The organism is Bacteroides sp. D22, assembly GCF_000163675.1.
Lineage (GTDB): Bacteria > Bacteroidota > Bacteroidia > Bacteroidales > Bacteroidaceae > Bacteroides > Bacteroides xylanisolvens.
Genome location: NZ_GG774796.1, coordinates 164,100 through 177,537 on the forward strand (window position 1 = coordinate 164,100; position 13,438 = coordinate 177,537).

Genomic DNA, 13,438 nt, shown 5'->3' on the forward strand with positions numbered 1-13,438 from the left:
TACTTAGCTAAATGATAAGTGCATGGAATGGCTGGAATAAGTATCTGCTTACGTATTGCCTGATATACATCTGAAAACTAGAAATAATAATTAACTGACGAAAACATTGATGAGAAAAAAAGTTTTGATTTTGGGATTGTGCCTATTGGGAGTCACACATTCTCTTTCGTCAAAAGATAAAAAGAGTATTCCTTTGTATAAGGATGCCAAAGCTCCAATTGAAAAACGTATTGATGATTTAATATCGCGTATGACATTGGAGGAAAAGGTTTTGCAGCTAAACCAATATACATTGGGACGAAATAACAATGTGAATAATGTTGGCGAAGAAGTGAAAAAAGTACCGTCAGAGATTGGTTCTTTGATTTACTTTGATATAAATCCAGAGTTGCGTAATAGTATGCAGAAAAAAGCGATGGAAGAATCTCGTTTGGGCATTCCCATCATTTTTGGCTACGATGCTATTCATGGTTTTCGCACCATATATCCTATTTCGTTGGGGCAGGCCTGTTCATGGAATCCGGGATTGGTAGAACAGGCATGTGCGGTATCTGCACAAGAAGCCCGCATGTCTGGGGTTGATTGGACTTTTTCTCCCATGATCGACGTGGCACGTGATCCTCGATGGGGACGTGTAGCCGAAGGATATGGTGAAGATCCTTATACAAATGGAGTGTTTGCCGCTGCTTCGGTGCGTGGGTATCAGGGAGATGATATGTCAGCAGAGAACCGTATGGCTGCTTGTCTGAAACACTATGTAGGTTATGGTGCTTCGGAGGCTGGGCGAGATTATGTTTATACCGAAATTTCAGCTCAAACTCTTTGGGATACTTATCTACTGCCCTATGAGATGGGAGTGAAAGCTGGTGCGGCCACTTTGATGAGTTCTTTCAATGACATCAGTGGAGTACCCGGGTCAGCTAATCCTTATATCATGACTGAGATATTAAAGAAACGCTGGAAACATGACGGGTTCATTGTGTCTGACTGGGGGGCTGTGGAACAGTTAAAGAATCAGGGATTAGCCGCTACAAAGAAAGATGCTGCTCAGTATGCTTTTAATGCGGGGCTTGAAATGGATATGATGTCTCATGCCTACGATCGTCATCTGAAAGAGCTTGTAGAGGAAGGTAAGGTAACAATGGCACAAGTTGACGAATCAGTTCGTCGGGTATTGCGTGTAAAATTCTGTCTGGGTTTGTTCGAACGTCCTTATACTCCGGTTACTAATGAGAAGGATCGTTTTTTCCGTCCGCAAAGTATGGCTGTGGCCGCTCAACTGGCAGCAGAATCAATGGTGTTGTTGAAAAATGACAATCAGATATTACCACTTACAAACAAAAAAAAGATTGCCGTAGTAGGTCCAATGGCAAAAAATGGTTGGGACTTATTGGGTTCCTGGTGCGGACATGGAAAAGATACGGATGTGGAAATGCTCTATGATGGGTTGACTGCCGAGTTTGGAGGAGACGCCGAATTACGTTATGCAATGGGATGCAAACCGCAGGGCAATGACCGTTCAGGTTTTGCTGGCGCATTGGACGTTGCTCGTTGGTCTGATGTAGTCATTGTTTGTTTGGGCGAGATGCTTACCTGGAGTGGTGAGAATGCTTCCCGTTCTACGATTGCTTTGCCACAGATTCAGGAAGAATTGGTGAAAGAACTAAAGGAGGCTGGTAAACCTGTTATATTGGTGCTTTCTAATGGACGTCCCTTGGAGTTAAATCGCATGGAACCTCTTTGTGATGCTATATTGGAGATATGGCAACCGGGTATAAATGGTGCGCGTTCAATGGCAGGAATTTTATCCGGACGTATCAACCCTTCCGGTAAACTAGCCATGACGTTCCCTTACTCCACAGGACAAATTCCTATTTATTATAATCGCCGCAAGAGCGGACGCGGACATCAGGGATTTTATAAAGATATAACAAGCGATCCGTTATATCCGTTCGGGCATGGATTAAGTTATACCGAATTTAAGTATGGCACTGTTACCCCTTCTGCTACTAAGGTGAAGCGCGGCGATAAACTGTCGGCAGAAGTGACTGTCACCAACACCGGTTCTCGCGACGGAGCAGAGACTGTTCATTGGTTTATCTCCGATCCTTATTGCTCTATCACCCGTCCGGTGAAAGAACTGAGACACTTTGAGAAACAACTTATCAAAGCCGGCGAAACGAAGACTTTCCGTTTCGACATCGATCTGGAACGTGATTTCGGTTTTGTCAATGAGGATGGTAAACGCTTCCTTGAAGCCGGCGAATATCATATTCTGGTACAAGGACAGACCGTTAAAATAGAACTGATAGACTAAAAATGTAAAGAACAAAAGTGTGTGAAGAGCTGATAGCTAAGTTGGTTTTTTACACATATTATATTAACACAGAATCACCATGAAAAAGAAAATAGGAGGCATAGGTTTATGTATGCTTGCATGGAGCATATTAACCTGTGCACAAACAATCACTCCCCAAGCCGAACAACGTGCGAAGGACATTGTATCAAAAATGACTTTGCAAGAGAAAATAGAGTATATCTCCGGATATACCAGTTTTTCTCTGCGTGCCATTCCCCGTTTGGGAATACCTGAAATCAAGTTGGCTGACGGGCCGCAGGGAATTCGTAATCATGCTCCCAAGAGCACTTTATATCCTTCCGGAATACTTTCCGCTTCTACTTGGAACCGGGAATTACTTTATAAGTTAGGGCAAGGCTTGGGACAGGATGCCAAGGCAAGAGGAGTTAATATCCTGTTGGGTCCGGGCGTGAATATCTATCGTGCTCCGTTGTGCGGCCGTAACTTTGAATACTTCGGTGAAGACCCTTACTTGACAGGTGAAACGGCGAAACAATATATCCTGGGAGTACAATCGGAAGGAGTCATTGCTACAATCAAACACTTTGCTGCCAACAACCAGGAATGGAGCCGCCACCATGCCAGCTCTGACATAGACGAGCGTACTTTGCAGGAAATCTATTTCCCGGCTTTCCGGAAAGCAGTACAGGAAGCCAATGTCGGCGCCGTAATGAACAGCTACAATCTGTTGAACGGTGTCCATGCCACCGAACATAAATGGCTGAATATTGATGTCTTGCGCAATCTTTGGGGCTTCAAAGGTATTCTGATGTCTGACTGGACTTCCGTATATTCCGCCGTAGGCGCTGCTAACGCCGGACTTGACCTCGAAATGCCGAAAGGACGTTTTATGAATTTGGAGAATCTGTTGCCTGCTATCAAGACTGGCACAGTGACAGAAGAAACCATCAACCTGAAAGTACAACACATCCTGCAAACTCTGATTGCTTATGGTATGCTGGATAAGGAACAGAAAGACAGCAACATCGCAGAGGATAATCCTTTCTCCCGCCAGACAGCTTTAGAACTGGCGCGCGAGGGTGTAGTCCTGTTGAAGAATGAAGGAAACTTGCTCCCGCTGAAAGGAAAGACAGCCGTGATGGGGCCTAATGCAAATTTGATTCCTACCGGTGGCGGTAGTGGGTTTGTCACTCCTTTTTCTACCGTCTCAGTGGCTCAAGGCTTGAAGGAATTGAAGAAAAAGAATCTGTTACTATTGACGGATGATGTGATTTATGAAGATATTGTCCATGAGTTTTATACTGATGCTAATCGTCAGATGAAAGGCTTCAAAGCTGAATACTTTAAAAACAAGACTCTTTCGGGCCAGCCTGAAGTAATACGCACGGAATCCTCTGTTGATTATGACTGGGGATATGGAGCACCTTTGGACGGCTTTCCGACAGATGGATTCTCTGTCCGTTGGACAGCCTGCTACATGCCACAAACTGACGGTCAGTTGAAACTTCATATCGGTGGTGATGACGGTTATCGTCTGTTTGTGAATGACAAGCATATTACGGGAGATTGGGGAAATCATTCCTACTCTAGCCGTGAAGTTGAACTGCCGGTTGAGGGTGGTAAGGAATATCGTTTCCGGATTGAATTCTTTGATAATATTTCTTCGGCCATCATTCGTTTTAATGCTTATAGCCTTAATGAGGCGAAACTTCGTCAAGGATTGGCAAAGGTGGATAATGTTGTGTTCTGCACAGGTTTCAATAGTAATACCGAAGGCGAAGGCTTTGACCGTCCGTTTGCCTTGCTCCGCTATCAGGAATTGTTTATCAAGAAGATTGCGTCCATGCATCCCAATGTTGTGGTTGTGCTGAACGCCGGTGGCGGTGTGGATTTCACCAACTGGTATGATGCCGCAAAAGCGATTCTTATGGCCTGGTATCCGGGACAGGAAGGCGGCCAGGCGATAGCTGAAATCCTGACCGGTAAGATTTCTCCAAGTGGAAAGCTACCGATTTCTATCGAGCGGAAATGGGAAGATAATCCGGTGCACGGCAGTTATTACGAGAACTTAAAGGCGGAGATTAAGCGTGTAGACTATTCCGAAGGTGTCTTTGTCGGTTATCGTGGATACGACCGTTCGGGAAAAGAACCTTTCTATCCGTTTGGCTACGGTTTGTCCTATACTACTTTCGCTTATAGTAATATGGCTGCAGAGAAAACGGGTGAGCATCAGGTTACCGTTAGCTTTGATATAGAGAATACAGGTAAGATGGATGCTTCGGAAGTGGCACAGGTGTATGTGCATGATATACAGTCTTCTGTTCCCCGTCCGTTGAAAGAACTGAAAGGATATGAAAAGGTATTCTTGAAGAAAGGGGAGAAGAAGCGGGTTTCTGTTGTGCTGGATGAGGATGCATTCTCTTTTTACGATATGAATCAACACCGCTTTGTAGTGGAAAAAGGAGACTTTGAGATCTTAGTCGGGCCTGCTTCCAGTCAATTGCCTTTAAAGGCTACAGTTGAACTGTAATGACCGAATGATAAACAAATAAATATAGAATGAAAAAAACACTTTTATTGGGAGCGTCTCTGTTATGTTCCGTTTTTATAATGGCAACAGAGATTCCTTTTCAAAAAGCAGAAATAAAGTCTATTATGCGAAAGGTGGCGGATTGGCAGATTGCCAATCCACATCCCGCTCCTGAACATGACGACTTGAACTGGCCGCAAGGCGCTCTTTATGTCGGCATGGTGGATTGGGCGGAATTAGCTGAAAAAGAAGACAATGATGATACATATTATAAGTGGCTTACCCGTATAGGCCGACGGAATTGCTGGCAGCCGGACAAACGGTTTTACCATGCTGATGACATCGCCGTATCACAGTCCTTTTTGGATTTATACCGCAAGTACAAAGACGAAGCAATGATTATCCCTACGCTCGCCCGTACGGAATGGATTGTCAATCATCCCTCCGAAGGCAGTTTCAAGCTGGTGGAGGGAGACTTAAAGACCTTGGAACGTTGGACTTGGTGTGATGCTCTCTTTATGGCTCCCCCTGTATATGCCAAACTATATATGCTGACCGGAGAGAAAAAATATATCAAATTTATGAATCGTGAGTATAAAGCGACTTATGATTACTTGTTCGATAAAGAAGAAAACTTGTTCTACCGTGACTGGCGTTATTTTGATAAGCGCGAAGCCAATGGTAAGAAAGTCTTTTGGGGACGTGGCAACGGTTGGGTGCTTGGTGGTCTGGTTGAAATATTAAAGGAACTGCCCAAGAAAGATAAGAACCGCAAATTCTATGAGGAATTATTTGTAAAACTGGCTACACGTGTTGCCGGATTGCAGCATCCGGACGGTTTCTGGCATGCCAGTCTTTTGGATCCTGCCTCTTATCCATCACCGGAAACGAGTTGCACTACTTTCATTGTCTATTCCATTGCTTATGGAATAAACGAAGGTTTATTGGATAAGGAAATTTATCTTCCTGTAATGATAAAAGGCTGGAATGCATTAGTCTCGGCTGTGGAACCGAATGGGAAACTGGGTTATGTGCAGCAAATCGGTGCCGACCCGAAGAAAGTGACTCGTGACATGACGGAAGTTTATGGAGTTGGTGCTTTTTTGATGGCAGGCAATGAAATTTACAAAATGGCGAGATAATCTGTTCCCTCTGTGAGGATAGTAGACAATAATCATAAAAACGCTGTACTGTGATGAAAAAATTCTTATTGACATGCATAGCCGTAGCTTGTAGCCTTGTGGCTGTAGCCGAAGAACTGCTCATCGAAGCTGAAAGTTTCAGCCAGCGAGGCGGCTGGGTGCTCGACCAGCAGTTCATGGATCAAATGGATTCGCCCTATCTCATGGCACATGGCATGGGCATCCCTGTGGCGGATGCTACGGCAGAAATCAACATTCCCCAGGCGGGCACTTACTACGTATATGCCCGTACTTACAACTGGACTTCACCTTGGACCGATGCCGAAGGTCCCGGAAAATTCCGCCTGGCTTTAGGCGGCAAATTGCTGAAAGCTACATTAGGACATACAGGTAATTCTTGGCAATGGCAATTTGCCGGAAAGACAGTATTGAAAGCAGGGACTACCACCCTTGCCCTGAAAGACCTCACCGGTTTCGATGGTCGTTGCGATGCCATTTACCTTACGACCGATGCGAACACGCAGCCCGCTATCTGGGATGCGGCAGAGACAGCGGCACTTCGTACCCGCCTGCGACAACAACAGACGGTGCCCGCTCATCAATACGACTTTGTGGTAGTAGGAGGGGGAATAGCCGGAATGTGTGCTGCCGCATCGGCCGCCCGATTAGGTTGTAAGGTAGCACTAGTGAACGACCGTCCTGTATTGGGCGGCAATAACTCGTCGGAGATTCGTGTACATCTCGGCGGTATCATCGAAATGGGGCCTAATCAGGGATTGGGTCGTATGATACGTGAGTTTGGCCATGAGCGTTCCGGCAATGCCCAACCGGGTGACTACTACGAAGACCAGAAGAAAGAAGACTTCATAGATGCCGAAAAGAACATTACTCTTTATGCCTCTCAGCGTGCGGTAGCCGTGAAGATGCAAGGAGACCGCATTGCGTCAGTCACTATCCAGCACATCGAGACGGGCGAACAAACTGAACTTACTGCTCCTCTCTTTAGCGACTGCACAGGTGATGCTACCATAGGCTATTTAGCCGGTGCCGATTGGGCTATGGGGCGTGAAGGTCGCGATGAATATGGCGAGAGCCTTGCTCCCGAGCAACCCGACTCATTGGTGATGGGGGCTTCTATACAATGGTATAGTAAGGATATGAAGAAGAAAACCTCATTCCCTCATTTTGAATATGGCGTGCGCTTTGACGCTGAAAACTGTGAGCCTGTAACCATGGGCGAGTGGAAATGGGAAACAGGTATGAACCGCAATCAAGTCAGCGAAGCTGAACGTGTACGCGACTATGGACTTTTGGTGATATATTCCAACTGGAGCTATCTGAAGAATCACTATAAAGACCATAAGAAGTACGCCAACCGTTCCCTCGACTGGGTGGCGTATGTTTCAGGCAAACGTGAATCACGCCGTCTCTTGGGCGACTACGTACTGTCACAGGACGATATAGACAAGAATGTGGCGCACGAGGATGCTTCGTTTACCACAACTTGGAGTATCGACCTTCACTTCCCCGACAGCGTGAACAGTGTCCGCTTTCCCGGCAATGAATTCAAGTCGGCTACGGTGCATCGTTGGATTCATCCTTATGCCGTTCCCTATCGCTGTCTCTATTCGCGTAATGTGGACAACCTCTTTATGGCAGGTCGCAATATGAGCTGCACCCATGTAGCTTTGGGTACGGTACGTGTGATGCGTACTACCGGCATGATGGGTGAAGTAGTAGGTATGGCAGCCGGACTCTGCCACAAGCATCGTGTAGAGCCGCGCGACATCTATCATCATCACCTGTCGGAACTGAAGCAACTTATGCAAGCGGGTCTGGGCAAACGCGATGTGCCCGATAACCAACGCTTCAACGAACCCAACAAATTGTTGGAAGTTCCGGGAGCTTACATCAAACCGTAGACAAACTATGAGCAAAAAAAATATTATCACGATATTTCTATCGGCAATATGTACCTTGCCGCTTTGGGGAGGACAACAGTATTACGCTTTTCTGAAAGGTGACACGCTACGTATAGGCAATAACTATATGGAACGCGCCATGCTGTGGAATAACGGTGCGCCTGTTACCATCAGCCTTACTGACAAGCAACACGGAAAAAACATTCCGGTACAGGGCAAACAACCCGATTTCTCGATTGTGAAAGGTATCCCTACGGACGCCACATTCACCGTGAACGAGATACCGACGAACGGCATCCACGCCAGTTATTTGCAGGCTACCGTGGCTTGCACTATCGGTTCGCTGAATATAGAGCGTCGCTATCGCATTTATGCAGACTGTCCCGCCATTGCTTGCGACACCTATCTGAAAGGGCAAGTGGAACTTTATCAGAATAAGGAGGATAACCGTTCTAACGCCGACCGCAAAAATATAGAGCACACGGCCGATATGGCTACGGGGGTGAAAACTCCCACGCTCGACAGGTTGCAACTATCCGGCAATCATTGGAGTGCCCGCACAATAGAGTTTTTCGACTACACCGATTGGAACGACAATCTGGTGGCCGGGCGTACCTGGCTTCCTTACCGTCGCAATACGTATCGTGGTAATTTGCTTTTTGCTCATGACGTAGTTACGCGTCAAGGCTTCTTTTTTTTGAAAGAGGCTCCTAGCAGCAGTACCCAATTACATTATCCGGGTTCTGACTTCGTGGCGGACTTTAGTGATTTTATGGTAGTGGGGCTGGGCATTGCGTCTCATGATGTAAAGCCGGATAGCTGGACCCGCGTTTATGGATGCGTTACCGGCATCTATACCGGCAGCGAGCAAGAAGCGCTTACTGCCTTGCGCCTCTATCAGAAACAACTGCGCCATCACACCGCCGCACAGGATGAGATGATTATGCTCAATACCTGGGGCGACCGTAGCCAGGATGCCAAAATAGATGAGGCTTTCTGTCTGGCAGAACTAGACCGTGCCGCACGCATGGGCATCACCCTCTTTCAACTGGACGATGGCTGGCAGAGCGGAAAAAGCCCTAACTCGAAGACTGCCGGAGGTAGTTTTAAGGATATCTGGAAAAGTGGCGATTACTGGACGCCCAACCCCACAAAGTTCCCTCATGGGCTGAAACCTATTGTAGAGAAAGGCAAGAAATTGGGTATTCGCATCGGATTATGGTTCAATCCCAGCATACAGAATGATTTTGCCGATTGGCAAAAAGATGCGCAAGCCATTATCGGACTTTATAAGAAGTACGGCATCTGCTGTTTTAAGATAGACGGCCTGCAGATACCTACCAAGACAGCCGAACAGAATCTACGCCGACTGTTTGATACCGTGTTGGAGCAAACCAACTATGAAGTGATTTTCAACCTCGATGCCACTGCCGGTCGTCGCGGCGGGTATCACTATATGAACGAGTACGGCAACATCTTTCTGGAAAACCGCTATACCGATTGGGGCAACTATTACCCTTATCGCACCTTGCGCAACCTCTGGATGCTGTCTCGCTATGTACCGGCGGAGAAGATGCAGATAGAGTTCCTTAATAAATGGCGCAATGCCGACAAGTATGACGCTGCCGACCCTTTTGCCCCCGCCCGTTACAGTTTCGATTACCTCTTTGCCATCACCTTGGCGGCACAGCCATTGGCTTGGATGGAAGCTTCGAACCTGCCCGAAGAGGCTTATATTACGGCATCTCTACTCAAGAAATACCAACCTTTGCAACTCCGGTTTCATCAAGGCGTCATACTGCCTATTGGTGAAGAACCTTCGGGACGTTCGTGGACAGGATTCCAATCGACCGTCTCCGGCACGCAAGGCTATCTTGTGGTTTACCGCGAAGATAATGAGCAAGCCAGGGGGACTATTGACACTTGGCTTCCTGAGGGTAAGAAAGTTACTTTTACTCCTGTGATGGGAAGTGGCAAGAAGTTTGCTGCAAAAGTCGTCGCACAGGGTAGAGTAAGTTTCGAGCTAAATGACAAGAACTCTTTTGCACTCTATCAATACGAAGTAAAACCATAAAAAGGCGGCTATCTGCATTTTACGCTAATCACAAATGATGTGTTAACTTCTGATTCGCAGAGTGTTATGATGTGTGAAGAGGAGCATTAATATCTCTGTTGTTGGATGTTAATAGTTGAGTTGTCAGGTATTAATAGTTGGGCGGATAGGTATTAATAGTTGAGACAATGGGTATTAATAGCTGATAAATGGAATATTAATATAGCAATGACAAATGAAATAAAATAGGGAACTATGATAAAAAGTGTACGTTTTCTTCTTCTCCTGATAGCATTTGTCTCCATGCAGATAGTTGCATGGGGGCAGCCACAGGAAAGACTGGTTCAAGTGCAGGTCACTCCCGACCACACCAATTGGCTGTATAAACCGGAAGAAAAAGTGAAATTCAAAGTGGCGGTATTGAAATGCAATATCCCGCAGGATAATCTGGAAGTGCGCTATGAGATTTCGGAAGACATGATGAAACCTCATCAGACAGGCAAACAGCCTTTGAAGAATGAAAAGCTTGAAATTAACGCAGGGACTATGAAAAAAGAAGGGTTCCTGCGTTGCCGCGCTTTCGTCACTTGCCAAGGGCGTGAGTATGAAGGCGTGGCTACCGTCGGCTTCTCTCCTGAGAAATTGCAACCGACCACTCCGTTGCCCGCCGACTTTCTGGAATTTTGGAAAAGCACCAAAGAAGCCGCAGAAAAGTGGGCACTGGAACCGATAATGACTTTACTGCCGGAAAGGTGCACAGATAAGGTGAACGTATATCATGTTTCCTTCGCGAACAATGACTATGCGTCCCGTATGTACGGCATCCTTTGTGTTCCGAAGGCTTCCGGGAAATATCCGGCGATTCTGAAAGTGCCGGGGGCAGGTATCCGTGCCTATAACGGAGAAGCCGAACGTGCCGGAAAAGGTTTTATCATTCTGGAAATCGGTATCCACGGCATTCCGGTCAACCTGACGGGAGATGTGTATCATCGGCTTTATAACGATGCTTTGAAGAATTACCACTCGTTCAATATGGACAATCGGGACAAGTACTATTACAAACGGGTTTATACAGGCTGTGTGAGAGCCATTGATTTCATTTACACACTTCCCGAATTTAACGGTAACTTGGCAACCTTCGGTGGAAGTCAGGGCGGTGCGCTTTCCATTGTAATTGCCGGACTGGATGCTCGTGTCAAGGGATTGGTTTCTTTCTATCCTGCTTTGTGTGATATGGCGGGTTATGCCCACGGTCGTGCAGGCGGTTGGCCGCATATGTTGAAGGATGAGAAGAACCGGACACCGGAAAAGATTAAAACCGTTCAGTATTTTGATGTGGTGAACTTTGCCCGACAGGTCAAAGTTCCGGGATTCTATACTTTTGGTTATAATGATATGGTCTGTCCGCCTACCACCACTTACTCCGCTTACAACGTGATTAATGCTCCGAAAGAGCTGTTTGTAGCTGAGACGACTGCTCATTATGCCTATGCCGAACAGTGGAGCGCAGCCTGGAACTGGGTAATGAATTTCCTGAAAAATAAATCGAAATAGCACGGATTACACGGATTAACACTGTTGTTTTACCTATTCTATTCTAAAAACCATGAAATCCGTATAATCCGTGCCTGAACTTATTATATACACTAATTATAACAACATACTTAAATGAAAACAGGTGAGAAATTAAGTCTATGTCTATTGTTGCTAATCGTTTTTGCTGGAAGCGTTGCGGCACAGGAGCTGATAACGAATGTATATGGTCGCAACATCCATTCGCTGAATGGTAAATGGAATGCTATCATCGACCTGTACGACCAGGGGCAACGGATGAAAATCTATGAGAACCGGCAACCGGAAGGAAATATCGATTTCTATGAATACGCGTTTGAAGGCGGGTTGCGTCTTAATGTTCCGGGAGACTGGAACTCTCAATCGCCCGAATTGAAGTATTACGAAGGCACTGTATGGTATGCTCGTCACTTTGATGCCAAACGCTTGGCAGACAAACGCCAGTTTCTTTATTTCGGTGCTGTCAGCTATCGTTGCAAAGTCTACCTGAACGGAAAAGAGATAGCAGAGCACGAAGGCGGTTTTACTCCTTTTCAAGTGGAAGTGACAGACCTGTTGAAAGACGGTGACAACTTCCTGGCGTTAGAAGTGAACAACCGCCGTACCAAAGACGCCATTCCCGCTATGGCATTCGACTGGTGGAACTATGGCGGCATCACAAGAGATGTGCTGCTGGTGAAAACTCCCCGGACATTTATAGAAGATTATTTCATCCAACTGGATAAAAACGCTCCCGACCGCATCATCGCCCGCGTGCGTCTTTCTGATAAAAAAGCAGGTGAGAAAGTAACAGTTGCCATCCCCGAACTCAAAATCAATGCGGAGCTCACCACCGACGCAGAAGGAAAGGCGGAAACTGTATTGAACGCGAAGAAGCTGCAACGCTGGTCGCCGGAAGAACCGAAACTCTATGGCGTGACTGTATCTTCAAATACCGACCGCGTGGAAGAGCAAATCGGCTTCCGCAACATCACAGTGAAAGGAACAGATATTTACCTGAACGGGAAGCCGACATTTATGTGCTGTATCTCTTTCCACGAAGAAATCCCGCAACGTATGGGGCGTGCTTTCTCGGAAGCCGATGCAGCTATGTTGCTAAATGAAGCGAAAGCACTTGGTGTGAACATGATTCGCCTGGCTCATTATCCGCAGAATGAGTACACGGTACGCCTGGCGGAAAAGATGGGTTTCCTTCTCTGGCAGGAGATTCCTATTTGGCAAGGCATTGATTTTACAGACAATGATACCCGTAAGAAAGCACAGAGGATGCTCTCTGAAATGATTAAGCGCGACCAGAACCGCTGCGCGGTAGGTTATTGGGGTGTTGCCAATGAAACACAGCCTTCCAAAGAACGGAATGAATTCCTTACTTCCCTGCTCGAAACGGGAAAACAGCTGGACACTACCCGCCTGTATGTTGCCGCTTTCGACCTTGTGCACTTCAATAGCGAAAAACAGCGTTTTGTAATGGAAGATTCTTTTACTTCCCAACTGGACGTCGTAGCTATCAATAAATATATGGGCTGGTATCATCCGTGGCCTGTGGAACCAAAAGACGCTATATGGGAAGTAGTGACGGACAAACCGTTGATTATCTCGGAATTTGGCGGCGAAGCATTGTACGGTCAGTCCGGTGATGAGAATGTGGTCAGCTCCTGGAGTGAGGAATATCAGGCACGTCTGTATAGGGATAATATCCGTATGTTCGACAATATCCCGAACCTGCGTGGTGTATCTCCCTGGATTCTGTTCGACTTCCGTTCGCCGTTCCGTTTCCACCCCACCAATCAGGATGGCTGGAATCGCAAAGGACTCGTATCCGACCAGGGTATGCGTAAGAAAGCGTGGTATTTGATGAGAGATTATTTTGCTAAAAAGAGAAACAATAACTAATAATAG

At 46.4% G+C, this 13,438-nt stretch carries 7 protein-coding genes; all 7 read left to right on the plus strand.

Annotation, left to right across the window (positions count from 1 at the left end):
* Positions 1–109: 109 nt before the first annotated feature.
* On the plus strand, positions 110–2,317 hold the full coding sequence (locus HMPREF0106_RS22235) for a glycoside hydrolase family 3 N-terminal domain-containing protein (protein ID WP_009038890.1): 2,208 nt from the start codon (positions 110–112) through the stop codon (positions 2,315–2,317).
* Between the two features lie 79 nt (positions 2,318–2,396).
* The gene (locus HMPREF0106_RS22230) at positions 2,397–4,850 is read left to right on the plus strand and encodes a beta-glucosidase (RefSeq protein WP_009038891.1); all 2,454 of its coding nucleotides are present in this window, start codon (positions 2,397–2,399) and stop codon (positions 4,848–4,850) included.
* A 29-nt stretch (positions 4,851–4,879) separates the two neighbouring features.
* Positions 4,880–5,992 carry a glycoside hydrolase family 105 protein gene (locus HMPREF0106_RS22225; protein ID WP_008023255.1) on the plus strand — a complete coding sequence of 371 codons (1,113 nt, stop codon included), beginning with the start codon at positions 4,880–4,882 and terminating at the stop codon, positions 5,990–5,992.
* Between the two features lie 53 nt (positions 5,993–6,045).
* Entirely contained in the window at positions 6,046–7,914 is a 1,869-nt protein-coding gene (locus tag HMPREF0106_RS22220; protein ID WP_009038892.1) for an FAD-dependent oxidoreductase, read from the plus strand.
* Positions 7,915–7,921: 7 nt separating this feature from the next.
* Positions 7,922–9,988, plus strand: coding sequence for an alpha-galactosidase (locus HMPREF0106_RS22215; RefSeq protein WP_009038893.1), 2,067 nt, complete (start codon positions 7,922–7,924; stop codon positions 9,986–9,988).
* A gap of 234 nt (positions 9,989–10,222) precedes the next feature.
* Positions 10,223–11,521, plus strand: coding sequence for an acetylxylan esterase (locus HMPREF0106_RS22210; RefSeq protein ID WP_009038894.1), 1,299 nt, complete (start codon positions 10,223–10,225; stop codon positions 11,519–11,521).
* A gap of 114 nt (positions 11,522–11,635) precedes the next feature.
* Entirely contained in the window at positions 11,636–13,432 is a 1,797-nt protein-coding gene (locus HMPREF0106_RS22205) for a glycoside hydrolase family 2 protein (protein ID WP_009038895.1), read from the plus strand.
* Positions 13,433–13,438 lie beyond the last annotated feature (6 nt).